The 23,696-nt window shown below is 45.8% G+C and carries 21 protein-coding genes; 12 read left to right on the top strand and 9 right to left on the bottom strand.

Going from position 1 to position 23,696, the window contains the following annotated elements; translation table 11 throughout:
* Nucleotides 1-13 precede the first annotated feature (13 nt).
* Complete coding sequence (locus tag ACRRQV_RS10955; protein ID WP_432530664.1) at nucleotides 14-1,072, top strand: GGDEF domain-containing protein; 1,059 nt, start codon at nucleotides 14-16, stop codon at nucleotides 1,070-1,072.
* Between the two features lie 31 nt (nucleotides 1,073-1,103).
* Here the strand turns inward: ACRRQV_RS10955 and ACRRQV_RS10950 are convergent, their stop codons facing one another.
* Together ACRRQV_RS10950 and ACRRQV_RS10945 are read right to left on the bottom strand one after the other, a co-directional pair.
* Entirely contained in the window at nucleotides 1,104-1,646 is a 543-nt protein-coding gene (locus ACRRQV_RS10950; RefSeq protein ID WP_432530662.1) for a cysteine hydrolase family protein, read from the bottom strand.
* A 389-nt stretch (nucleotides 1,647-2,035) separates the two neighbouring features.
* Nucleotides 2,036-3,190 (bottom strand): DUF418 domain-containing protein, encoded by a 1,155-nt coding sequence (locus tag ACRRQV_RS10945; protein ID WP_432530660.1) that lies wholly within the window; start codon nucleotides 3,188-3,190, stop codon nucleotides 2,036-2,038.
* 264 nt (nucleotides 3,191-3,454) lie between these two features.
* Here ACRRQV_RS10945 and ACRRQV_RS10940 point away from each other — a divergent pair, with 264 nt between their 5' ends.
* Both ACRRQV_RS10940 and ACRRQV_RS10935 read left to right on the top strand, forming a co-directional pair.
* Nucleotides 3,455-4,234 (top strand): nitroreductase family protein, encoded by a 780-nt coding sequence (locus ACRRQV_RS10940; protein WP_432530658.1) that lies wholly within the window; start codon nucleotides 3,455-3,457, stop codon nucleotides 4,232-4,234.
* A 125-nt stretch (nucleotides 4,235-4,359) separates the two neighbouring features.
* A complete protein-coding gene (locus ACRRQV_RS10935) occupies nucleotides 4,360-4,968 on the top strand; it encodes a hypothetical protein (protein WP_432530656.1) in 609 nt (202 codons plus the stop codon).
* Nucleotides 4,969-5,001: 33 nt separating this feature from the next.
* On the opposite strand, the gene ACRRQV_RS10930 is transcribed toward ACRRQV_RS10935, so the two are convergent.
* Nucleotides 5,002-6,243, bottom strand: a complete 1,242-nt coding sequence (locus ACRRQV_RS10930) for an MDR family MFS transporter (protein WP_432530654.1) — start codon at nucleotides 6,241-6,243, stop codon at nucleotides 5,002-5,004.
* Nucleotides 6,244-6,812: 569 nt separating this feature from the next.
* Between ACRRQV_RS10930 and ACRRQV_RS10925 the strand changes: the two genes are divergently transcribed.
* Nucleotides 6,813-8,177: an amino acid permease gene (locus tag ACRRQV_RS10925; protein WP_432530652.1), complete on the top strand. Its 1,365-nt coding sequence runs from the start codon at nucleotides 6,813-6,815 to the stop codon at nucleotides 8,175-8,177.
* Nucleotides 8,178-8,265: 88 nt separating this feature from the next.
* Here ACRRQV_RS10925 and ACRRQV_RS10920 read toward each other — a convergent pair whose 3' ends face one another.
* Nucleotides 8,266-8,637 (bottom strand): VOC family protein, encoded by a 372-nt coding sequence (locus ACRRQV_RS10920; RefSeq protein ID WP_432530650.1) that lies wholly within the window; start codon nucleotides 8,635-8,637, stop codon nucleotides 8,266-8,268.
* Nucleotides 8,638-8,698: 61 nt separating this feature from the next.
* Between ACRRQV_RS10920 and ACRRQV_RS10915 the strand changes: the two genes are divergently transcribed.
* From ACRRQV_RS10915 to ACRRQV_RS10900, 4 genes are all read left to right on the top strand, one after another.
* The gene (locus ACRRQV_RS10915; protein WP_432530648.1) at nucleotides 8,699-8,923 is read left to right on the top strand and encodes a hypothetical protein; all 225 of its coding nucleotides are present in this window, start codon (nucleotides 8,699-8,701) and stop codon (nucleotides 8,921-8,923) included.
* On the top strand, nucleotides 8,880-9,728 hold the full coding sequence (locus ACRRQV_RS10910; protein WP_432530646.1) for an AraC family transcriptional regulator: 849 nt from the start codon (nucleotides 8,880-8,882) through the stop codon (nucleotides 9,726-9,728). The genes ACRRQV_RS10915 and ACRRQV_RS10910 overlap by 44 nt, the downstream gene beginning before the upstream one ends.
* A 154-nt stretch (nucleotides 9,729-9,882) precedes the next feature.
* Nucleotides 9,883-11,451, top strand: a complete 1,569-nt coding sequence (locus ACRRQV_RS10905; RefSeq protein WP_432530643.1) for a histidine kinase N-terminal 7TM domain-containing diguanylate cyclase — start codon at nucleotides 9,883-9,885, stop codon at nucleotides 11,449-11,451.
* Between the two features lie 286 nt (nucleotides 11,452-11,737).
* Nucleotides 11,738-13,246, top strand: a complete 1,509-nt coding sequence (locus ACRRQV_RS10900; protein WP_432530641.1) for a malate:quinone oxidoreductase — start codon at nucleotides 11,738-11,740, stop codon at nucleotides 13,244-13,246.
* 377 nt (nucleotides 13,247-13,623) lie between these two features.
* Here the strand turns inward: ACRRQV_RS10900 and ACRRQV_RS10895 are convergent, their stop codons facing one another.
* Nucleotides 13,624-14,241, bottom strand: coding sequence for a YdeI/OmpD-associated family protein (locus ACRRQV_RS10895; RefSeq protein WP_432530639.1), 618 nt, complete (start codon nucleotides 14,239-14,241; stop codon nucleotides 13,624-13,626).
* A gap of 150 nt (nucleotides 14,242-14,391) precedes the next feature.
* On the opposite strand from ACRRQV_RS10895, the gene ACRRQV_RS10890 reads away from it, so the two are divergent.
* Nucleotides 14,392-14,886 carry an LURP-one-related/scramblase family protein gene (locus ACRRQV_RS10890; protein ID WP_432530637.1) on the top strand — a complete coding sequence of 165 codons (495 nt, stop codon included), beginning with the start codon at nucleotides 14,392-14,394 and terminating at the stop codon, nucleotides 14,884-14,886.
* Nucleotides 14,887-14,979: 93 nt separating this feature from the next.
* Here ACRRQV_RS10890 and ACRRQV_RS10885 read toward each other — a convergent pair whose 3' ends face one another.
* Nucleotides 14,980-15,519, bottom strand: coding sequence for an ECF transporter S component (locus ACRRQV_RS10885; protein ID WP_432530635.1), 540 nt, complete (start codon nucleotides 15,517-15,519; stop codon nucleotides 14,980-14,982).
* Between the two features lie 394 nt (nucleotides 15,520-15,913).
* On the opposite strand from ACRRQV_RS10885, the gene ACRRQV_RS10880 reads away from it, so the two are divergent.
* Entirely contained in the window at nucleotides 15,914-17,005 is a 1,092-nt protein-coding gene (locus ACRRQV_RS10880) for an MBL fold metallo-hydrolase (protein WP_432530812.1), read from the top strand.
* A 268-nt stretch (nucleotides 17,006-17,273) separates the two neighbouring features.
* The gene (locus ACRRQV_RS10875; protein WP_432530633.1) at nucleotides 17,274-18,215 is read left to right on the top strand and encodes a Gfo/Idh/MocA family protein; all 942 of its coding nucleotides are present in this window, start codon (nucleotides 17,274-17,276) and stop codon (nucleotides 18,213-18,215) included.
* A 155-nt stretch (nucleotides 18,216-18,370) separates the two neighbouring features.
* Here the strand turns inward: ACRRQV_RS10875 and ACRRQV_RS10870 are convergent, their stop codons facing one another.
* The 3 genes from ACRRQV_RS10870 to glcT all read right to left on the bottom strand — a co-directional run bounded on the left by ACRRQV_RS10870 (nucleotide 18,371) and on the right by glcT (nucleotide 22,329).
* Nucleotides 18,371-19,162 (bottom strand): endonuclease/exonuclease/phosphatase family protein, encoded by a 792-nt coding sequence (locus ACRRQV_RS10870; protein WP_432530631.1) that lies wholly within the window; start codon nucleotides 19,160-19,162, stop codon nucleotides 18,371-18,373.
* Nucleotides 19,163-19,239: 77 nt separating this feature from the next.
* Entirely contained in the window at nucleotides 19,240-21,312 is a 2,073-nt protein-coding gene (gene ptsG / locus ACRRQV_RS10865) for a glucose-specific PTS transporter subunit IIBC (protein WP_432530629.1), read from the bottom strand.
* Nucleotides 21,313-21,486: 174 nt separating this feature from the next.
* The gene (gene glcT, locus ACRRQV_RS10860) at nucleotides 21,487-22,329 is read right to left on the bottom strand and encodes a glucose PTS transporter transcription antiterminator GlcT (RefSeq protein WP_432530627.1); all 843 of its coding nucleotides are present in this window, start codon (nucleotides 22,327-22,329) and stop codon (nucleotides 21,487-21,489) included.
* 481 nt (nucleotides 22,330-22,810) lie between these two features.
* On the opposite strand from glcT, the gene ACRRQV_RS10855 reads away from it, so the two are divergent.
* A complete protein-coding gene (locus ACRRQV_RS10855) occupies nucleotides 22,811-23,677 on the top strand; it encodes an HAD family hydrolase (protein ID WP_432530625.1) in 867 nt (288 codons plus the stop codon).
* The last annotated feature ends 19 nt before the right edge of the window (nucleotides 23,678-23,696 follow it).

Genomic DNA, 23,696 nt, shown 5'->3' with positions numbered 1-23,696 from the left:
GGAAGTGAATAGGATGAAAGTATTATTAAAGGATGCTTATCAGTCAAACCATGCTCTTGAAATTATTTTTTCTTCTTTGCGCTGGTTTTTTTTAATTCTCTCAATTGGCATTTTCAGCATTCAATCCAATGAAAACCCCAATCCGTCAAACTTGTACCTCTTCTTTGCTTTAGTGGTTTTTGGCATGGTTTATATGGGGGTATCGGATTATTACTTGCACAAATCGCCTGAAGGGTCAAAGATGTACTCCATCATGACGAAATGCGGCCCCTTATTTGACTTTATTGCGTTTTCTGCCCTTGTGCCGCTGACTGGAGGAGTAGACAGCCCGCTGTTTCCATTAGCGTATTTGATTATTCTGCACATCGCTGTCTATTGGAGGTTTTTAGGTGGAATTATCGCCGCGGTTCTCTTTATTTTCGTTTATTCCCTCATTTTTTTCATCCAAGTTCCCGATGCCTCTAGTTTAGATAATTTCATCATTTATTTTAGTAAAGCCGTCTTTTTGCTGATGATGGGCGGTTTGGGCGGCATTATCGTCTCCCGGGAAAGAAAACACCATTCAGAAAAAAACTTGCTGGTCGAAGCGGCCAATCGCGATTACCTCACGAATTTATTCAATCACCGGTCGTTTCAAGAATGCTTGCGCAACGATCTGGAAAATGGCTTGGATTTTTACCTTACGCTTGCCGACATAGATAAATTTAAATCCATTAACGATCAATATGGACACGTCATGGGGGACCGGGTGCTGCAGGAAATCGGAGCAATTCTTACGTCCATTATTCCGGCCAAACGCGGCAAAGTGTTTCGCTACGGGGGAGAAGAGTTTGCGATCATTCTTTACAGCAGCAAACAAAATGAAGTGAACAAGCTCTTAGTGGAAATTAAACAATCCATCGCTTCCCATGTTTTTTATTGCAACGAAGAACCTTTTTCCATCACGATGAGTTTTGGAAGCTGCAAACAAGGCGGCGAAGCGCCGAATGAGCTGGTGAAAAAAGCGGATAAGCTGCTGTATGCGGCAAAAGAAAGCGGGAGAAACAAAATCGTCTACCCATCAGCGGGATAGACGATTTTCATTTTTCCATAATGTGGCGCCCCTATTCAATAATCTCCGTATGGAAGCACGTTTTCATGTGGTTTATCGACGTTTCTCCCAAATCCGTAAATGTGGCGACGCCTTGTTTGTGGATGGCGGTTTTAAACCCTTCTGCATCTGCGCCCGCAACCGTCAAAAAGTCGCAAATATCGGTGCATACGCCGACCGTGTGGACTTTTTCCACGCCTCGCCCCCTTAACGTTTCAGCCAAATCGGTTTTAAAAAATGCGTTGTAATTTGTTTTAGGGATATAAAGCACGTTCTCACGGTTTTCGTTTTTCTCGAACCACTGCTGCAGCTCGCCGTATAGTTTTTGTCCTTCGGTGCCGACGATATTGTGCGGAGGCCACAGCTCAAAATGCGGATCATCCGGCTGGTGGGCGTCCATTGCGACCACAACGACGTGTTCTTCTTCTAAAAAATTCGTTGCCAACTCCGTAATGTAAGGAACAACTTCCTGCCCTGGCTTCCCAACCGTCAAGGTTCCGTTGTCCGCTACAAAATCATTGCTCATATCCACGATCAACAAGGCTTCTTTTGCCATTTCCCCATCCAACTCCCATAATAAATAAATTTGAATTTAATTTCTTATATATTATTTCTTTGAAAACGTCCATAATAGCGGGTACCTTATAGGTGAAGATCAATGACTGCACCTTAAAGTTAATTATATTAGCTTCTCGAACATATTGCTCTTTATTTAATTATAAGGAGAGAACTGTCCTGACAACCCTGTGATAGAGAGGCAGAGGTGTACGATGAAAGCTGGAGGGGACACGAAGTTCTTGTCCGGCATCCCGATTATTTCGTCGTAGACCTCACGCTTTTAAATCCGCCTCAACGTGTGAGCATTGCGCCTGTCGACTTTCGAATTTGAAACTTCCCATACGCTTAAACCGAAAAGACAACCGAGGAAAATTCCTCCGCTGTCTTTTATTTATGGCTATAGACCAACCGCCTTAGTAAAATCTCCAACGGACCATTCCGTTTGGTTTTTTCCAATCCATTCGCCAACGCGACAGAAACAACCCAAACGCCAATGGCAATCAAAGCCGCGATTCCATTGCTCACTTGCCCGCCGAGATCGAGTGCAACCGGCGACAGGAGAAGAACGAGCATCGCTTCATTCCACACGTAGAACGTCAACGAGCGTTTTCCTAAGGCGATCAACCAATGGCTCATGCGCCCCGGCTGTTTTAATTTGGCCCCGATGATGCCAAACAGCGCCGTATAAGCCAGTCCGCCAGCAATCCCCGTCAACATGTGGATTCCGGACACGACCCCTGCAGTAAAGAATCCCGGGTGCCACATGGTTCCGATCAACGACAACGGCAACGCGCCGAGCAAGGAGACCGCCAATCCGATGAACGTAAGGAGATAAAGGGTCTGTAAATGGTTTTCGGGCTTTGTTAAAAGCTGGTGCCGGGCAATCCACATGCCCAGCAAAACGGAAGGAAGAATCGGAAACATCACATGGATCAGGAGCGGAATGAGCGGAAACGAAATCAACGTCAATAGCATGGTTTGTAAATAAGCATCACCAGCTGAAACCTCTGGCGCAAATCCGTAACTTCCCATCTCCTGCAAGTTGAACCCCCATAGCACAGGAACAACTAAGCAATAAAACAACGTGATAAAAGCAAATGCCCATTTTAACGTTTTGATCTCACGCGTCAATAGCCCGCTTACGAGAAGTCCCGCCAACCCATAAGCCATTAAAATGTCTTGCCCGCCAATCACAACCGCCAACACGATCCCAAATACAATCAAATACCAAGAACGCCGCTGTATTATTTTGACGGCTTCCTTTTCCTTTTTGCCTTTAGCGGTTTGGCTTTGAAAAGACAAGACAAACCCATATCCGAGCAATACCGCAAACATCCCACGCGCCCGGTTATCAATAAAGAACATGCCAAACAGGTTCACCACTTGGTCAAATAGGTTTTCGCTTTCCACTCGCTGCAAAATTCCTGGTTCCGAGGCGTACAAATACAGCGGGGCATGTGCGAGCACTATGAGCAGCAGCATCGCTCCTCTTGCCAAATCCAATGAAACGGCGCGTTTTTTCGTATCGCTGGGAATCGACATCTTGATCTTCTCCTTAGGTGTGGCAAGTAAATAGCGGCAGTAAAGTTGTACGAGAAATTATTGATTAATCGTTCAAAAAATTAATCGATTGTTCAATTTATTTTAATTAAAAAGTAAGGTTTTGTCAAACAGAGCCGTGTTTACAGCCATCCCATTTATGATTAGGACAACTAGAACTATTGAAAAATATGAGTGTAAAATTAAAATCTTTAATTTCAGAACATTTCTATTAATGATATAGTTTTCTTATAAGGAGTGATGATTTTGGAATTAACGGATGTAATCAATGGCCACCGGTCGATAAGGGAATACGAAGACAAGGAAATCAGCCAAGAGCTGCTCGATGAAATACTGGAGGCGGGCATTCGGGCTTCGTCAAGCGGCAATATGCAGACGTATTCCATTGTTGTGACAAAAGATAAAGAACTGAAGGAAAAATTATACGATGCGCATATGGAGCAATCGATGGTTGTCGACGCACCGGTGTTGCTGACGTTTTGCGCGGATTTCAACCGGATGAGAAAATGGCTTGAGCTGAACGATGCCCCGGTCCATTTCGATAATTTCATGAGTTTGATGATCGGTGCCATTGACGCGGCTTTAGTGGCGCAAAATTGCGCGCTGGCCGCTGAAAATGCAGGGCTCGGCATTTGCTACATGGGTTCAACGCTTGCGAATTGCGACCAAATTGGCGAACTGTTGAATTTGCCGGAGAACGTTGTGCCGATTGTCGGCTATTCTGTGGGTTATCCGGCTGAAAATCCGGCGCCGCGGGATCGGTTGCCGAAGCATGGGATTGTCCATTATGACCAGTACCAGGATTATTCCGAAGAAGACATTTTGGACATCTACAAAGAACGAAACGAAAAAGGCTGGGACCGCTACATGAACGTTCCGCGGCTAAAAGAAATGACCGAACAGCTCGGCCTAAAAAATCTGGCTCAAATTTATACCATTGCCAAGTATACGAAAGAATCCCACATGGAATTTTCGCAGACGGTCTTGAATTACTTGGAAAAGCAAAACTTCATGAACAATAAATGAAAGCCGGCGTTAGGTCCATCCTGACGCCGTTTTTTTTAGGTTTCAGGCTGAAAATCCAACAGGAATTTTGCGAAAGATGTGGAATACCCCTGTATTAAATGTTCCGCCAAAGGGGAGGGGCTAAAGTGAAAACGGTGGCTGCTTGGTTTTGTATTGTGGGAGGGTTGCTGTGGGGGCTGAAACCGTTATACGATTGGCTGGTGTTAGAAAGAACGATCAATAGAGGGTATGTAGCGAGTGATATGACCGACTACATCAAATTTGTTTTTCCGTTGCTTTGTTTTGGAGGCTTAGCGGTTCTTTACTCATTGTATAAAAACACGGCGAGGAAATCCGTAATCATACTTGCTGCGGCACTGCTGTTTAATAGCCTGTTTCATTTTTTCGAAATTTATTCTCCTGGCTCCGGCATTCCTTTTGGTTTGTTGTTTATGTTTTCCGGCACGGTGTTCTTATTGATGGGTGCACTCGTTCTGGTGGTCGAGCTTAAAAGAACAAAAGGTGTTCCGCGCCAGTTGGGTCGGCTGGCTGAAACCTTGTTTGCGGCGACGCTCTTATTTTGCATCTTTCCATTCGTATCGGGAATTTTTACGGATGCCGCTGCAACGCCGATACTGGTCGCTTTGATGCTGGCAGTCGGGTTTATTTGGTCTGCGATCGGCTTTAGCCTGTTGAAAATTGTTCAGAAAGAAGCAGCGGAGATTCCGAAAATAGGGAAAGCATTTCAAAAATGAGAAAGGCAGCTTAGCGCGAGCTGCCTTTCTTTGTTATTCTTCTGCTAACGATTGTGGGGCATACATGCGGAACAAGTAAATGTAAAACACGATGCTGATCAATGCGAATGCCAATATGATGCTGAAAATTCCCATAGGCCGCATCCAGCCGGAAAGAAAAACCGTCAGCGGCGCCAGAAATTTACTGATCGTGTATTGCAGGCTGTCAGCGCCCAAGTATTGCCCGCGGGCGTGTTCCGGGGCATAGCGGCTGATAAAGCTTTGGGACACGGGAGAGCGTACAATCTCGCCAAACGTGAAGAGGATTGTGACGAAAAACAAGAACCAAATATTGCTGCTCAAGCCAACGAAAAAGGTGCCAAATCCTGCGAGCAGCGCCGACAAAATGAAGATGTTTCGTTCGTTCCATTTGTTGAACCATTTGGTAACCGGAATAATAAACAACACAAACAAAAGGCCGTTAAATCCGACAAGCCATCCGAAGATTTCTTCGCTGGATAAAGTAAAATTAAAGTCGTTCCAGGCGAAAAACGCTTGGGCGGGCACATAATCGAATATATAGACTGGCAAGTACAAGTCCAGCTGCATAATAGGAATCAGCGAAAAAATGCCAGCCGCCATATAAACTAAAAACACCTTATCCCGGAAGATGATGCCATACCCTTGCCATTGGTATTGAAAAGTGCGGGCAATGGACAGTGAATTTTTCGATTTTTTCGGCATGGTTTCCTGGACCATAAAATAAATGGCGATAAAGTAAATCAGCAGCACGCCGGCACATGTCCACAGCAGTTCCTGGCGGTAATGAAAAAAGAAAATGGCTCCAAGTGCCGGCCCAAGAACCGCCCCCAAGTTATTGGCCGTTGCAAATGCCGCAAACACGTGGCGAAGCGTTTCTGCAGGAACGAGATCCGCCACCATCGCGGAACTTGCCGGCCGGTAAACAGCGCCTCCCAGTCCAATGCCGATAAACGCAACGTAGTCTATCCAGGGAGACGGTGAAACCGCGAACATGACGAACATTGCGATTTGAAAAAAAGCGCCAAGCAGCATCACCGGACGCCGCCCCAATTGATCCGCCAAAGCGCCTCCGGCTAAGCTGCCGATCATGCTGAATAAGGGAGGCACCATCATCATCATGCCCGCGATTCCACTGCCCAGCGATTCGCTGAAATAGACCGTTATAAACGGAAAGTACATCCAAAAGAACAGGTTAAACAAAGCTTCTCCGAGTAAACGGACTTTCAAATTGGTGTTCCATAAACGCATGTTCATCTAATCCTCCTCTTGTTTTCCCTTTTCGGCCGATGGGTATAGAAAATATAAAACATTTTCCGGAAAAGATATAGACTTATAATTTCAAATAATCTATACTAATAATATTAAGAGCAGCTCTAGCTGAATTTTATTTAATTGTCCTAAAAACCGAAAATTCATTCTAAATATTAAGGCGCTTCCCACCGGGAGCGTCTTTTTTTCATGCGGAAAAGCCAGTCGGAGAAGAGAAGCTTGTCACTGGCTGAAATGGCAGGGCAGCCTTACGTTTTTCCGCCAATTGGGTTTTCTTGTGATTTTCACAAAATTATAACTATACTAAAATATTGAAATATTTATAACTTATTAGTTATAAATAATCAAAAATCCTTTTAAAGTAAGGCTTTATCTCTAAATGTGTTTGTGTTTTGTTTGAAAATTTACTATTATAAATTAAGTATTTAAATGGATGGTCAATGGGGAAGAGAATGAGTTTGAGCTGTTTTAAAAAAAGCCTTCGTTGCATCGTGCTGGTGCCAAATGGAAGCGGGGGCAGCTCGCTCGAACACACAGCTAGGGGAGGAACTAAAGTGGCAAACAATGAAATGAAAAGAGGCTTGGAAGCGCGCCATATTCAAATGATCGCGCTGGGGGGCACGATTGGCGTCGGCTTGTTTATGGGTTCTGCCAGCACCATCAAATGGACGGGCCCGTCGGTCATGCTCGCTTACGCCATTACAGGCGTGTTTATCTTTTTAATCATGCGGGCAATGGGGGAAATGTTGTATTTGGAGCCGAGTACGGGTTCGTTTGCGACGTTTGGCCATAAATACATTCATCCGCTCGCAGGCTATATGACGGCTTGGAGCAACTGGTTCCAATGGGTCATCGTCGGGATGGCGGAAATTATTGCCGTCGGGGCATACATGAACTACTGGTTCCCGGATCTTCCGGCTTGGATACCCGGTCTTATTGCGATGGCAATTCTTGGGGCAGCGAACTTAATTTCCGTTAAATCATTCGGCGAATTTGAGTTTTGGTTTGCCATGATTAAAATTGTTACTATCGTCTTGATGATTATCGCTGGGCTTGGCCTCATTTTCTTCGGCTTGGGCAATGGCGGAAATGCCCTTGGCTTGTCTAATCTATGGGAACATGGCGGCTTCTTCACAGGCGGCTGGACAGGATTTTTCTTTGCGCTGTCACTTGTCATCGGAGCCTACCAAGGCGTCGAATTGATCGGGATTACAGCCGGCGAAGCAAAAGATCCGAAAAAAACCTTAACGAAAGCCATTCAAAGCATCATTTGGCGTATTTTGATTTTCTATATCGGTGCGATTTTCATTATCGTAACAGTTTATCCGTGGGATCAGCTGGATTCAATCGGAAGTCCATTTGTGGCAACGTTTGCAAAAGTCGGCATCGCAGCAGCTGCCGGCATCATCAACTTTGTGGTCATCACAGCGGCCATGTCCGGCTGCAACAGCGGCATTTACAGCGCCGGGCGCATGCTTTATACTTTGGCCATGAACGGCCAAGCACCAAAGTTTTTTGCGAAAATCTCCACAAACGGCGTGCCGATTTTCAGTACGCTTGGCGTTATGCTTGGTTTAGCGATTGGCGTCGTGCTCAGTTACATTGCTCCGGACAACTTGTTTGTCTATGTTTACAGTGCCAGTGTGCTGCCGGGCATGATTCCGTGGTTTGTCATTTTGATTAGCCAAGTTCAGTTCCGCAAAAGAAACAAAGCAGAAATGGCGAACCATCCATTCAAAATGCCATTTGCGCCGGTCACCAACTATGTAACGATTGCTTTTTTATTGGTAGTGCTGGTCGGTATGTGGTTTAACGATGAAACGCGGATCTCGCTTCTTGCGGGAATCGTTTTCTTAGCGCTTGTGATCATCAGCTATTTTGCATTCGGAATGGGCAAACGGATTCCGCTAGAAGACTAAATCGTCGATTCATCTTCTTCAGCAGCTGAAATAAAATAAAACGAGGACGGTTCATGGGCTTTAAACAGCCTGTGAACCGTCCTTTTTATTAACGGTGCTGATCGACCAAAATCGGGTTGCCGTCAGGATCTTCGATGACAAAGCTTGCCGGGCCTTGAGTTGTTTCATCGGCTTCGCTCGAAAATGCCAAGCCGTCTGCTTTCAGCTTTTTCTGCAAGTCGCGGACATCTGTAAACGTGTCCAGGCTCTGAGCATTTTGGTCCCATCCCGGATTAAAAGTGAGCATGTTTTTATCAAACATGCCTTGGAACAAGCCGATGATTGTCTCGCCGTTTTTCAAAATGAGCCAGTTTTGCTCAATGTCACCGCCAAACGTTTGGAACCCAAGTTTTTCATAAAAAGCTTTCGAAGCATAAATGTCCTTGACGGTTAAACTGATTGAAAAAGCCCCTAATTGCATATGGCTGCCTCCTTTTTTGTTTTCAACCCTTAGATTCCATAAAAGAGGCGGCGATTCCTGCATGGGCCTTGTTGTCCAAAGCAAGGCAACATTGAATATCCCGCTCTTCGCTGCAATTATGCTAGATTTAGAAGAAAAAGCGTTGAACGCCTGCAAGGTCCAATCCCTGCAAAACTTGATCCGGAAATGTCAGGCGCGTGGTGCACAGCTTGCTATGATGAAAGAGAAGGGAGGTCATCCGCGTGGATTCGATTCGAAATTTGAGCAAAGCATTGGCGTACATTGAAGCAAATTTAGACGGCAACATCGATTTTCAACAGGCAGCGAGAATTGCAGGCTGTTCAGAACACCAATTCAACCGAATGTTTTCATTCATTTCCGGAATCGGCTTGGCGGAGTATGTCCGCAACCGGCGATTGACTTTGGCGGCAATGGAACTGCAGTCTGGCGGCGCGAAAGTCATTGATGTTGCCTTAAAATACGGCTACACTTCGCCGGAATCGTTCTCCAGGTCTTTCCGCCAAATGCACGGCATAACTCCTTCTCTGGCCAAAAAGCAAGGCAGTTTACTCAAAGCATATCCGCCAATGGCCTTCCAACTAACCATCAAAGGCGGTGCAGAGATGAATTTTCATTTAGTCGAAAAAGAAGCATTTACGGTAGTGGGAATCAAGGAAACGGTGGACACCATAGGCGGGCAGTTCGAGCCGGAAATTTGGCGCGAGTTGGAGAATGAGGAGCTGATGAACAAGCTGGGCTGGTTTTCAAACACAGATTTTCCCGGGATTTTGCACGTCAATGCGAACATTACAGCTACGAGCCGGGAGTATTTTATCGCAGCTGCTACAACAAAAAAAGCGCCTCCGGAATTTACCGAGTACCACATTCCCGCAGCAACGTGGGTGGTTTTCAAGACGTCCGGCCCGCAGCCGGAGACGCTCTTGGATACGTGGGAACGGATTTACGCTGAGTGGCTGCCTTCGTCCGGCTATGAACTAGCGGAACCGCTCGAATTTGTCCGCGATCAAACTGGTCGAACCGGTCCATTGGAATACGAAATCTGGCTCCCGGTGAAAAAGAACGGAAAGTAAAGCAGAAGCTGAAAAGGCGCTCCATGCGAGCGTCTTTTCTTGCGCTTCAAACCAAGATTTGAAAATTCGATTTTGTTCAACAAAATCCTCACATTTTCCTAAAAAAGTATGCTACATTAAAAGGAAAAAGAGAATTAAATGGGGATAATGAACTGTGACTTCGCAATTAACGGCTTACATTTCGCTTATTTGCACTTCGGGCGTCTTGAATTTGTATCTTTGTTTCTACGTATTTGGAAAACGGCATAATTACCGGAACATCGCTCACTTTTTTGCTTTTTATACAGCGAGCATCGCCGTTTATTGTTTTGCTGCCGCGTTTGGCTTAACGGCCACGACGCTTTGGCAGATGAAGTTTTGGACCGTCATCCAGTATATCGGCATGCCAGCTTCGGCACCTTTGGGCTTATTGTTCATCATGCAGTATTTAGGCATGAAAGTAACGAAAAAAACCGTCATGGCGCTTCTCGCCATTCCAGCCATTTCGCTATTCATGGTCGCGACGAACGATTTCCACCATTTGCATTACCGCGTCTTTGAAATCGATCCGATTTTGGGAGCGCCTTATATCCATCAGGAAATCGGAAGCTGGTATGCAGTCCATGGCATTTCTGTTTTCGCTTCAATGTTTGTCGCGTTTTTGCTGCTCCTGTCCCACTGGAAAGAAACCGCAAAAGTGTACCGGCCGCAATTGCTTGCGCTGTTGTTCGGCCAATTCGTTCCGATGTTGACCGCTTTTCTTTACTTGGTCGGTTTTACGCCGCCGGGAATCGATCCGGTGCCAATGGTGTTATGGCTGACGTCGCTTTTGTATTTATGGGCCATCAGCTCATCAAAGCTGTTCGCTATTATGCCGGTTGCCAAAAACACAATCTTCAACAACATCAATGACGGCGTGATGGTGCTTGATGACGGCTATCAGCTGATCGAGTTTAACCAGGCAAGCCAATCCAACTTTCCAAAATTGACTAAAGCCATGTTTGGCATGGAGTTTAGTGAGGTATGGCTTGAGTTGACGGGGACTGCGTTTCCGTTAAATCTGGAAACGGTTGAACTCCATCAAGAAACGCAATTAACGCTTGACCATTCCGGGAGGATTTTCCGAATTCGGGTTTCGCCGCTTGCGCAAGCGCGAAATACCACCGGCATATTGATTATTTTTACCGATGTCACCGAAGTCACAACGCTGCAACGAAAATTAGAAAACCATGCGTATTTTGACGAATTGACACAAGTTTCTAATCGGCGCTCTTTTTTACTGCAATGCACAATGGATTTTGAAGCAGCCCGGCAAGAATCTGCGCCATTTGCGGCACTGCTAATGGACATCGATTATTTTAAACGGGTCAATGACACATATGGGCATCACATCGGCGATCAAGTGCTTGTCCACGTCGCAAAAGTGTGCGAAAGCCAATTAGGGTCTGGGCAGCTGTTTGCCCGCTACGGCGGCGAAGAATTCGTGCTGGCGCTAAAATCTGACGTGCAAGCAGCAGCAGCGCTCGGCAACCAACTGCGCTTAGCTCTTGAGAGCCGTCCTCTTACTATCGAGGAGGGCGAAATCACAGTGACACTGAGCCTTGGCGTGGCAGAAGCGGCGGCTGGGGATACTGTTTACCAGCTGTTAAACAAAGCGGATAAAGCGCTGTACGAGGCCAAAGAAGAAGGGCGCAACCGAGTGAAGGTTTATGCGGAGACTGCTGATTTGATCAATAAAGACTAACGGAACGATTCCCGGAAGCAATTTTTTATTAGCAGGAAACCAAAGCGAAAACCCTTACAGCTAGGGGGAAAAGCTTTGGTTTTTTCTGTTTTTTTGAGGCTTAGGGACGGACTTTTTCCTGAAAATAACTTATAATAAGAGATGTTTGATTCAATAAATAACAGCCATCAGCTATGATATAGTAAGAATAAAGACAGAAACGATGTATTCTGAAGCTGCGCACGATTCCTACGCAGGATTGCCTACATCTTTTCTGCGAATATACGGGTAGAAAAGGAAGGTCATAATGAGCAATAAAGAAAATACGACAGACGTTATTTTAATAGGTGCCGGCATTATGAGTGCAACTTTGGGGATTTTCCTGAAGCAGCTGGCTCCAGAGTGGAACATTAAAGTATTTGAAAAACTTGAAAGTGCAGGCGAGGAAAGCTCGAACGAGTGGAACAACGCCGGTACAGGCCACGCAGCCCTTTGCGAGTTGAACTATACGGTTGAAAAGCCGGACGGTTCGATCGATATCAGCAAAGCGATTAAAATCAACGAACAATTCCAGGTGTCCATGCAATTTTGGGCGCATCTTGTTAAAAACAACTTGCTGCAAAACCCGGAAAAATTCATCATGCCATTGCCGCATATGAGCATGGTGCTTGGCAATGACGACGCGCGCTTTTTGAAGAAACGCTATGAAGCGATGAGCAACAATCCGTTATTCAAAGGAATGGAGTTTTCCGACAACCCGGAAAAACTGAAACAATGGATTCCGTTAATCATGAACAACCGTAAAGTAAATGAGCCAATCGCAGCAACCAAAATCGACTCGGGTACAGACGTCAATTTCGGTGCGTTGACGCGCATGCTGTTTGACCAGTTGCAGCGCAGAAATGTTCAGATCAACTACCAGCACAGCGTCAATGACGTTAAACGCACGAAAGACGGCAAGTGGGAATTGAAAGTGAAAAACCTTCAAACCGGCAAAACCGAACGCCACAAAGCGAAATTCGTCTTCGTCGGCGGCGGCGGGGGAAGCATCCACATCCTGCAAAAATCCGGCATTCCTGAAGGCAAACACATTGGCGGATTCCCGGTAAGCGGCCTGTTCATGGTCTGCAAAAACCCGGCAGTCATCGCACAGCACAACGCAAAAGTATACGGAAAAGCAAAAGTTGGCGCTCCGCCAATGTCTGTTCCGCATTTGGATACACGTTATATCGAAAACCAAAAATCGTTGTTGTTCGGACCGTTCGCCGGCTTTACGCCGAAGTTCTTGAAAACCGGCTCCAACCTTGATTTGATCACTTCTGTGAAACCGAACAACGTCTTAACGATGTTATCGGCAGGCGCAAAAGAGATGTCGTTGACAAAATACTTGATCCAGCAATTGATGCTGTCAAAAGAACAGCGCATGGACGAGCTTCGCGAATTCATCCCGGACGCAAAAAGCGAAGACTGGGATTTAGTTGTAGCAGGCCAACGTGTGCAAGTTATTAAAGACACAGAAGCGGGCGGCAAAGGAACACTTCAGTTCGGCACCGAAGTCGTTACCGCAGCAGACGGTTCGATCGCAGCACTTCTTGGAGCTTCTCCAGGTGCTTCGACAGCCGTTCCCGTCATGATTGAAGTATTAACAAAATGCTTCCCTGACCGCATTGTGGAATGGGAACCAAAAATCAAAGAAATGATTCCTTCATACGGAGAATCGTTAATGAACAATCCGGAGCTTTTGAAAGAAGTTCATACCTATACAGCTGAAACGCTTGGTTTGAGCCAGAAAAGCCCGACTTTTGTGAGCCGCTGATTTTTAAGAATAGGAAGACCCTGCGATCCGTTTTGGATTGCAGGGTCTTTGTCTTATAAATAAAAGATTTTTAATTAAAGTCATGAAATCTGTATATACTTATCGAAATGAAATCCCGAATCCTGCGCTTCAGCCGGGCGCTTTCCGCGGGCTCGCGCCGAACTAACTCGGGCGGTTGCCCGAGTGGATTTCGCCACTTCGCTGTCCCGCAGGAGTCGCCGGCTTACACTTCGGATTCTGAGTATGGGAACGATAAGAAGCGACATACTTCTCCTTTTGATTGTGTGGGGTCATTATAATTCAACGGATAGCCTTGAATTCAAAGTGACATCACAACCGTGCCTACCTTTGTCTACAGTCTCAGGCCTTTCAATTCGTTATGGATTTAAAAATCTTTTTGGGTTAAGTAGGGGATTGATTTTCCTTTCATAATCAACCAATCGGCCATTATCATTCCACAAGCCGTACATTTTATTCGCTTTTGTGTTTTGAATAAACTTCTCCAGCCGTTTATTGAACAGATCGGGGTCATTCCGGTAGCTTTGGATCGTATCAATGCGGATCCGCCGGTATAGTTCGGGGAAGTTCAGGAAATTTTGATAGACTTGCTCGTCTTCTTTCAGGCGGGCTTCGATTTCTTTATCGATTGCAAAAGATTCGGGCTGCATATCGGGGAGGATTCGCAGTCCTTCTTCTTTCATCAGACCCAGTTTGATCAATCTTCTTACACGTTCTTTATTTAATTCGGTCCAGTTGCTTTTTTTCGATCGCGGGGAAAAGCGTTGCACAACTTCAGTATCGGATAATTTTTTCTTCGTGCCATCGATCCATCCAAAACACAACGCTTCTTCCACTGCGTCTAAATACAATAAAACTTCTGGCTGTGGGGTCATACTGACAATAATCCAACAAAATTTCTCGGTCGTTGAATATTCCTCAAGCCACTCCCGAAATGCCTGTCGTGTATTGACTCGAACTAAATTCTCGATTTCCATTTTGAAGCGCTCCTTTCGAAACGGAATAATTTTCTTTAGTATAACTGGTAGGAGATAGCGATTCTAGCAGCATTCAAGAAGGGATTTCTTCACGTTTTATGGAATATAAAGAGTTGAGCATATTTATATGAACCGGAGGAGAGGCTGAATATGAGGCAACTATATTTAAAGCAGAAAGTATTTAGCTTGAGCGGCAAATTCACGGTTAAAGACGAGCGGGAGAATGATGTGTATTTTGGGCAAGGCAGCTTTATGCAAGTCCCGAAGACGTTTACCATTATGAATGCAGCGGGAGATGAAGTTGCGCTTATTACGAAAAAAGTATTCAGCTTTTTGCCGAAGTTTTTTGTGGAAGTAAATGGCCGCGAAGTCTTAACGATTAAGAAGGAATTCACTTTCTTAAAAGCCCGCTACACGATAGACGCAGAAGGCATTAACGTCAACGGCAATTGGTGGGACATGAATTTCGAAGTGCTGAAGCACGGGGAAGTGGTCGGCCAAGTAAGCAAAGAATGGTTTACGTGGGGCGACAGCTATAAAATTCAAATCGTGGATGACGAGATGGAAACCATCGTATTGGCGCTTGTAGTGGCAATCGACTGTGTGAAAGCGGACCAAGCAGCAGCGGCAGCAGCTTCTTCATAAAATGAATGATGTCTTATAAATTCAAAAAAGGCTGGACCTGAAGTCGATTTGACTTTGGTCCAGCCTTTTTTTTGGAATGAGCGGGTAAAGCTTTTATTTGAAAAACGGTGTCTTTTTCAACGCAACTGCAACGGGAATGGCGACAAGCAGGCCGACGCCATTTTGCACAAGATTTCCAGGAATCGAAGCTGCCGGTACAATGAGGCTGTTGAACATGATGGCTTCGCCGATGTAATAGATGACCAGCATAAACGGCACCGATACGATGCAAGCTAGGATGTTAAAGCCGATGCTATTGCCTTTGCGGCCGTTCGACCAGGCAATTTTCCCGACGAGGTAGCCCTGCAGCCCGCGTGCCACGAACGAAATCGGCGCCCAAAGCGTCCAGCCGGAAAACAAGTCAAAGAATCCCATGCCGATCGCACCGGCAATGGCGCCGGTTTTCGGTCCGAATAAAATCGCGATGATGAACAGCATGGCGGTTCCAAGATGAACCAACCCGCCGTTCGCCGCAATCGGCAAACGGATGTTCAATAGAAGTGTAGCGACAAAGACGAGGGCGATGGACATGGCAGCAATGATCAATTCAAAAGTGCGTGTGCTTGAATAAGTGGCAGTCGATGTTTTTTGCATATTCCCAATCCTTCCTTTTTGCTTTCTCATGTAAGCATTACAATAACAAAGGATTGGCCTACTTAAAAGTGTCAAATTCGAACAAAGTGAAGGGGTCAGTTTAGTGGGGACTTTCCCTATTCCCGGAGTTCATCGTACATTTTACATATCAGGAATATCGATAAGTTCACTTGTCTTTCACCAAATCTTGCAAAGGCATTAGCAGCAAGCCATGCAAGTTGCAAACCAAATATTAATATGAGCTAATTATAAAAGCATGGTGAACAATTGGCAATTAAGGCTGGGCATCCTGCATTTCCAGGGCAATTATTTATAGAACAACAAGGCGAGGGATGACATGTCACATCTTGAAGAACCTTCAACATCAAAGAAAAAGGGAATCATAAAGAAAATACTGCTCTATCTATTGTTAGTAATCGTTTTATTAGGGGTGGTCGTTACATTGATTATTAATATCTCTCCAACGTTTGGCGGCAATCCAAGCAAGGAGCAAGAAGAAGTATTTAAAACTTTTGATAATTACAAGGATGGAAAATTTGTCAATCAGCCTTCTGTAATACCGGCCGGCAGTGTGGAGGTGCCTCACACACTTCTGGATCCGGATTCCTCACGCGAAGAAACGAATCCATCCGGTCCATTGCCGGTTTCTGAAATTGATTGGAATAAAATCAACGGCCAAGAAGATAGCTTGACCTGGCTTGGCCATTCCGCTTTTATTCTGAGCCTGGATAATAAAAAGATCCTGATCGATCCGATGCTTGGACCCATTGCTTCGCCCGTGTCATTTATAGGACCTAAACGCTACAGCGGAGATATGCTTGGGATTATAGAAGAGATGCCTCCGATTGATGCGGTTTTCATTACACACGATCATTACGACCATTTGGATTATCAATCCATTAAAAAGCTGAAGAGCAAGGTCGCTCATTTCTTTGTTCCTTATGGTATAAGCAGCCACTTGATCCAATGGGGCGTTAAAAAAGAAAACATTACGGAATTGAATTGGTGGGATGAAACGGAATTCCAAGGATTGACCATCGCATTAACACCAGCCAAACATTTTTCTGGAAGAGGAGTTTTTAACCGAAACTCAACTTTGTGGGGTGGATGGGCCATTCTTGGAGAAAAGACTCGCTTTTATACAAGCGGCGATGGCGGATACGATGGGCATTTCAAGGAAATCGGCGATAAATACGGACCTTTTGACATTGCGTTGATCGAAGGCGGCCAATACGATAAACGCTGGCCGGAATCGCATTCGCTTCCGGAAGAATCCGTACAGGCCAGCATCGATGTACAGGGCAAGCATATGGTGTTGACGCATTGGGGGGCATTTACATTAGCTCGGCATGGCTGGAAAGAGCCGGTCGAACGGGCAACGAAAGCAGCCAAGGAAAATGATGTCGATCTCGTAACTCCACAAATTGGTGAAACCGTTCAACTAGATGGAAGCTTGTCCATTCCTTCATCAGAATGGTGGAAGTAAGAGTTTTAATTGGCCTGGCCAAAAACAAAAATATTGACGCGGTTCTTATTATGCCTTATTGTTAAAGACGCGATGAGCTCGTTTGCGTAAGACGGACCAGCATTCCTTTTGGAGCACGTTGTGGAACGTGGCTGGGAACGCCGCAAATTTTCGAGAAACACCTTGCCTTCGGGCGAGGTGTTTTTTTATTTATACATAGAAGATAGCGCCTTGTGTTCAATCACTTTTTGGGGTAGCTTAGAAAATATACTGGAAAAGGGGTATCATCATGAGATTTGGAATTATCGGAACGAACTGGATCACCGATCGGCTGATCAAAGCGATGCGCGACTTGCCGGAATTCACCATTGGCGCTGTTTATTCGCGCAAAATGGAAACGGGCCGTGAATTTGCGGACCGCTACGGCGTTGAGAGCGTTTATACGGATATGTCGGAAATGTTCCAAAGCGGAAAAATTGATGCAGTGTACATTGCATCACCAAATGCGTTCCACGTGGAACAAAGTTTGCTGGCGATGGAGAATGGCATCCACGTGCTTTGCGAAAAGCCGGCTGTGACATCCGTCGAGGAAATGGACCGGGTGATCAAGGCGTCTAACCGCTTTAATGTGACGTTTATGGAAGCAATGAAATCGACTGTAACGCCGACGTTCCTCAACGTTAAAAAGAATTTGGATAAAATCGGGCCGCTGCGCCGGTTTGTCTTCCATTACAACCAATATTCATCCCGCTACGATAAATACAAAGAAGGCATCATCGAAAATGCCTTCAAACCCGAACTGGGAAATGGCGCCAAAATGGATTTAGGGGTTTATTGCATCGCACCGATCGTCCATTTGGCAGGAGAGCCGGAAGCAGCCCTTAAAAACGATTATTTGCTTTCTACCGGTGCCGATGGGCAAGGCAGCATGATTCTTCGCTACAACGGCGTAGAAGCGGTTGTCATGTATTCAAAAATCTCGGATTCTCATCTGCCAAGCGAAATACAAGGCGAAAACGGCACCATCGAAATCGATCGAATCAGCGACCCGAAAAGCGCGACACTCAAATACCGTGACGGGCAGATGGAAGACCTTTCAATTCCCCATGAATTTGACACGATGTACTATGAAGTAAAAGAATTCATCAACTGCGTGAACAACAAGCAAGTGGAGTCGGCGATCAATACGCACGACATTTCCCGAAACGTGATAAAGTTGCTCGAAGGATAAATCGATGAAAGAAGCCGGCTCACTTAATAGAGCTGGCTTCTTTTTTTGTGAAAAAATGAAACGGCAAGTAAATGACGGAGTTTGGACAGTACTTGGTTGATTCCGGACAGTAAAAGGCCCTCTTCTTTACGAAGAGGGCCTTTCAACGTGCTGAATTACAATTCCACTTCCGCCTCAACCCCAAAATGATCCGAGACGACGGGTTTATTCCTGCTATTGAAAATAACTTTTGAATAAGCGGTTGGCAGCGGCGGGTTCATTAAGATCAAATCGATGCGCAAGTCTTCTTTGTTGTTGTTCCAGCCGGTGATTTTGCCTTTGACGGTAATGCCCTCGTCTTTTTCCTTGGCGAGTGAGTAGGTGTCGTAAAGCCCCTGATTCATCAAATACTCATAGCCCTCGCCTGAGATAAACGCGTTGTTGTTAAAGTCGCCGAGCAGAAAAACAGGTTCATCTTTCGGGAGTTGTTTCATAAGAGCTTCTGCCTGCTGCTTGAACGGCTCTTCTTCGTCGTCCCACCAGCCAGTGTGGCAAGAGTAGACGGAGACAGGGGTGCCGCGATAATCGATTTTGGCGCCGACAATTTTGCGGCTTTTCCAAACTTCGGGATCCACAATGCCGCTGACAAAAAAGGAATGCTCCGCGGTAACGGGGTGTTTCGTTAAAATCGCCGAACCTTCTTCAAATTTTCCGTAAACCAAATGAGAAAAATCCCAGACAAGCGAATAGCCGGCAGCGCCGATCTTTTCCAGTTGCTGCAGCAACACGACCGCGAAATTATCTTTTTTGATTATTTCACCAATCAATGGCGCATCAATCGATTGGTTCACTTCCTGCAAAGCGATCACATCATAGCCGTTTTCCTTGATGGCTTCAGCCAAATAGCCGATTTTTTCGAGCTGGTTTTCTTCGTGCCAAGAGTGGCAGTTTAACGTTAGTAATTTCATTCTCCAAGCCCCCTATGTAATAAAAAATCCGGCTGCAAACGAATTTTTCGCTGCCGGCCGGATTTTTCAAGTTCAACTTAACCGATGGCCACAGGTTCTCCATCTTTGATTGCGATAATGTGTTGTTCATTGGCATTTACCATGCCGGATTTTTGAATTTCCACCGATTGTCCTTCAGCCAAGTTGGTAAAGACAATTGGCGTCACGATCGATGAGGCATTCTTTTCAATATAGTCCAAGTCCACTTCCATCAACAGCTGGCCTTGTTCAACGAAGTCGCCTTGTTCAATCTTAGACGTAAATCCTTCGCCTTTCAAATTGACTGTATCAATTCCGATATGGATCAGCACTTCGGTGCCGTTGTCTGCAGCGATGCCGATTGCATGTTTTGTCGGGAATACAGTCACGACTTTGCCGTTGACCGGTGATACGACTTTGCCGTCGGTAGGGCGGATTGCAAATCCGTCGCCGATCATTTTGCCGGCAAATACTTGGTCCGGAACTTCCGTGATTGGCAAGATTTCGCCGGTCATCGGGCTTGTGAATTCAAGAGTTGCGGTTTTAACCGCAGCATCTTCCATATTTTGTTCTGTCGCTTTTGGAGCTGCTTGCGGGCGTGGGCGTTTGCCGTTGATGATGTCTTGCATTTGTCCGCGCAAGCTGTCTGAAACAGGACCGAATATGGCTTGAATGTTGTTGCCGACTTCCATAACGCCGGAAGCGCCAAGTTTTTTCAAACGGTTTTTATCGACATTGTTTTTGTCTTCTACGCTGACGCGAAGGCGGGTGATGCAAGCATCCAAGTTTTTGATATTTTCCTGTCCGCCCATTGCAGCGAGAATTTCATATGGAAGATCGCCGACTTCTTCGCCATCTTCCTCATCATCTTCTGTATCTGCTTCACGGCCCGGCGTCATCAAGTTGAATTTCGTGATGGCAAAGCGGAAACCGAAATAGTAGATAACCGCAAAGACCAAGCCGACGATGATGACCCACCACCAATCGGTTCTGCCTGGCATAACGCCGAAGAGCAAGAAGTCGATTAAACCGCCTGAGAAGGTCATCCCGATCTTAACATTCAGCAGGTGCATCGTCATGAACGACAATCCAGCGAAAACGGCATGGATACCGAAAAGGACCGGTGCAACAAATAGGAACGAGAATTCAAGTGGTTCTGTAATACCAGTTAAGAATGATGTCAAAGCACCGGATGCCATGATTCCGCCGATGAGTTTTTTCTTCTCAGGGCGTGCACAGTGATAAATGGCAAGTGCCGCTGCCGGAAGGCCGAACATCATGAACGGGAATTTGCCGGCCATAAATGTACCGGAAGTGAACTCAACGCCGTCTTGCAATTGGGAGAAGAAAATGCGCTGGTCGCCGCGGATGATTTCGCCTGCGGCATTCGTGTAAGAGCCGAACTCAAACCAGAACGGCGAATAAAAGATATGGTGCAAGCCGAACGGGATCAAACCCCGTTCAATCGTACCAAAAACAAATGCAGCCAGAGTCCGGTTGGTTTCTAGCATGAAATGTGAAAGTGTGTTCAAACCGTTTTGGGCAAATGGCCAGACAAGGAACATCAATATTCCAAGGAAAACGGCTGAGAAAGCAGTAACAATTGGAACAAACCGTTTGCCGGCAAAGAATCCAAGAAACTGCGGCAATTTGATATTGAAGAATCGATTGTACATAAATGCGGCTAATACCCCGACGATAATCCCGCCGAAAACGCCTGTTTGAAGTGTTGGAATACCGAGCACTTCTGCATACTTCGGATCGGTCGTCATTTCGGCTGTAATGTTGCCGAATGCCTTCATCGTGACGTTCATGATCAAGTAGCCGATGATGGCTGCAAGGCCTGCTACGCCGTCCCCGCCGGCAAGCCCGATGGCTACCCCAACTGCGAACAATAGCGGCAAGTTATCAAATACGACTCCGCCGGCTTCCGCCATGACGAACAATAGTTTTTGGATCCAATCAGCACCAAAGAAAGGCACCGCTTCTAAAAATGAATCTTGCGCAAAGCTCGTACCGAAAGCGAGTAAAATACCAGCTGCAGGCAGGAGCGCAACCGGAAGCATCAACGCTTTCCCGACTTTTTGCAATGTGCCGAACAAATTGCTCGACGTTGAAGATTTCGTAGCCATGAAAAATTCCTCCTTATTTTTAATAAAAGCAGCAATCCAGTTGAAATCGTAAGCCAACAAAAAAGGCATGAGCAGAAAAGATACAGTTAAAAAAAGGGATTCGTCTCCCTTGAATTTAATCTGCACCGTTTCATACTCATGCCTGATCGAATCAGTAACACGTATGGTTGGTTTTTAAGATTTATGAAGCAAGCGCTGAAGGTGGATCGTCAAATAAAGGACTTCCGCTTCGTCGACTGGCTTTTTCAATTGGTTCTGCATAACTTTTATTAGTTTCCACGCAAGATTATAGCATACGGGATATTCTTTTTTCAACACTTCTTCTAATTTGTTTTCTTTGCCTAAAGACTCTCCTTGGTGAACCCTGTCAATGGCGCGATGCAAATGCTGGATCAGCCGGTGGTAATCGACATCGTCTTTTTCCAGCTTGAGAGAAAGATTTTCTTCAATAATTTCAACCAGTTGGGAGATGAGGCGGTTATAGCGGTTGATGTCGCGCAGCGATTTATCTGTGACAGCACTGTGGATGTGCAGGGCGATAAACCCGATTTCCCCTTCAGGAAACACAATACCCATCCGGTCTTCCACTTGTTTCACGACGCCTTGTGCTACCCGGTATTCTTTTGGATACAAGGCTTCAATTTCATATAAAAAAGGGTTTGAGAAGCTCATGTCTTTTTCAGCCCGGCTGATGGCGAATGCCAAATGGTCGGTCAATGCCACATGAATGTGCTCGTTGAGTTCCTTGCCCATTTCGCTTTCAACAAACAGCAGCAACTCGTGGATAAACCCGATCAAGTTTTCTTCGATATGGGGAAGCAGGTTGACGTATTGCTCTTTTTCTTTTTCATCTTTCAGCAAAAACGTTTTATCCGCTTTATCGAACGAAATGGGCTCGCCTTTCGTTCGGTTAAAGCCGAGGCCGTTGCCGATCAAGACAACTTCCTTATATATATCATGCTGAGCGATCACCACATTGTTGTTCAGCACTTTTTTTATAGTCAATACCTGTTTCATAAGAGCCTCCATCTTTCAAACCCGGCATCAAGCGCCGGAATAGCTTGTGCAAACAGACGAACATCGTTTCAGTTTACTTCTTCTACCCTTCATTATATTCACTATTGCCAATTAGTACATTATAATCTTATTTTATTCGCTAAAAAGGACTTTCTTTGAGTTGGCAAATCACAGAGCGTATACTTAGATAGTAACAGGTGGCCGATATTCCGCAAAACAGCTGCGCTTTCCGCGGGCTCGCGCCGAACTAACTCGGGCGAATGCCCGAGTGGATTTCGACACTTCGTCGCTACGCTGCCCCGCAGGCAAGACATTGACCGAAGGTAGTTCGGTCGATGTCTTTGCGACGAAGCAGCGCAGCGATGCAGGAGCAATATTCTTTGCCCTTCCCAAAGCGTCCGGAGCGGTATTTAAAAGGATCGTTTTTTAGTTCAACATGTATAGTCAGATACATTCATTTAAAGAATCAGGAGGAAACGCATTGTCATTAAAACCAAAAGCCATATTCTTGGACATGGACGGCACGATTTTGAACCACCGCAACCAAGTAAGCGTGAATACGAAAACGATCATCGATGAGCTGCGAAGCGAAGGGATTTTTGTGTTTATTGCAACGGGAAGATCAGCAGCTGAATTGGCGGAAATGCTGCCCGAGGGATTTGCCGTAGACGGCATTATCACCGCCAACGGCATGGCCGGGTACGTGGGGGAAGAAGCGGCATTTGAACATTCGCTTTCCCGGAACTTGGTCGACACGATCATCGAAAAAGCCCGGAAACAGAAAGTTTACTACGAATTGTTCCCGTACGGCGAGCCGCGTATGGTGCTGCTTGAAGATAAGGCATATGTCGAAGCGGAAGTCCAGGACCCGCAGCCGGACGGCGTAGAAATCAACGAATGGATTTCCCGCAAAAAAGCGATCCGCGAGGAAATTGCCTGGAAAGAAGCGATTACCGCCACTCATTTTTCGAAGTTTTACTTTTTCGCGCGGTCCAGAGAACACATCAACAACTGGAAAGTGGAACTTAAGAAACTGCAAAAAGAAATGGAATTCACGATGACGCCTTCATCTCCGCATAATGCAGAAGTGATGGTCGCCAACGTCAACAAAGCGACCGGCATCCAGCAAATGCTGGAACGGTTCGATTTAACCGGCTGCGAAACACTGGCAATCGGTGACAGCGACAACGACGTGAAAATGTTCGCATTTGCCACACACGCAGTCGCCATGAAAAATGCGGCAGACCATATCAAGGCGCTGGCGGACGACGTCACGGAATTCACATGCGACGAAGACGGGGTCTATCAATACTTGAAAACGAATATTTTAGCTGTGAATGCGCAGTAATAGGAAAAAAGGAAGCCAG

Origin of the sequence: Planococcus sp. YIM B11945 (genome assembly GCF_050864155.1) — a bacterium.
GTDB lineage: Bacteria > Bacillota > Bacilli > Bacillales_A > Planococcaceae > Planococcus.
The sequence above is the reverse complement of the archived record's forward strand: the minus strand, read 5'-3'. Positions and strand labels throughout refer to the sequence as shown.

Bases quoted from the DNA above. Each gene is read 5' to 3' on its own strand.
- ACRRQV_RS10955 (WP_432530664.1), top strand. From the start codon at position 14: ATGAAAGTATTATTAAAGGATGCTTATCAGTCAAACCATGCTCTTGAA.
- ACRRQV_RS10950 (WP_432530662.1), bottom strand. From the start codon at position 1,646: ATGGCAAAAGAAGCCTTGTTGATCGTGGATATGAGCAATGATTTTGTA.
- ACRRQV_RS10945 (WP_432530660.1), bottom strand. From the start codon at position 3,190: ATGTCGATTCCCAGCGATACGAAAAAACGCGCCGTTTCATTGGATTTG.
- ACRRQV_RS10930 (WP_432530654.1), bottom strand. From the start codon at position 6,243: ATGAACATGCGTTTATGGAACACCAATTTGAAAGTCCGTTTACTCGGA.
- ACRRQV_RS10920 (WP_432530650.1), bottom strand. From the start codon at position 8,637: ATGCAATTAGGGGCTTTTTCAATCAGTTTAACCGTCAAGGACATTTAT.
- ACRRQV_RS10915 (WP_432530648.1), top strand. From the start codon at position 8,699: ATGGGCCTTGTTGTCCAAAGCAAGGCAACATTGAATATCCCGCTCTTC.
- ACRRQV_RS10900 (WP_432530641.1), top strand. From the start codon at position 11,738: ATGAGCAATAAAGAAAATACGACAGACGTTATTTTAATAGGTGCCGGC.
- ACRRQV_RS10895 (WP_432530639.1), bottom strand. From the start codon at position 14,241: ATGGAAATCGAGAATTTAGTTCGAGTCAATACACGACAGGCATTTCGG.
- ACRRQV_RS10890 (WP_432530637.1), top strand. From the start codon at position 14,392: ATGAGGCAACTATATTTAAAGCAGAAAGTATTTAGCTTGAGCGGCAAA.
- ACRRQV_RS10885 (WP_432530635.1), bottom strand. From the start codon at position 15,519: ATGCAAAAAACATCGACTGCCACTTATTCAAGCACACGCACTTTTGAA.
- ACRRQV_RS10875 (WP_432530633.1), top strand. From the start codon at position 17,274: ATGAGATTTGGAATTATCGGAACGAACTGGATCACCGATCGGCTGATC.
- ACRRQV_RS10870 (WP_432530631.1), bottom strand. From the start codon at position 19,162: ATGAAATTACTAACGTTAAACTGCCACTCTTGGCACGAAGAAAACCAG.
- ptsG (WP_432530629.1), bottom strand. From the start codon at position 21,312: ATGGCTACGAAATCTTCAACGTCGAGCAATTTGTTCGGCACATTGCAA.
- glcT (WP_432530627.1), bottom strand. From the start codon at position 22,329: ATGAAACAGGTATTGACTATAAAAAAAGTGCTGAACAACAATGTGGTG.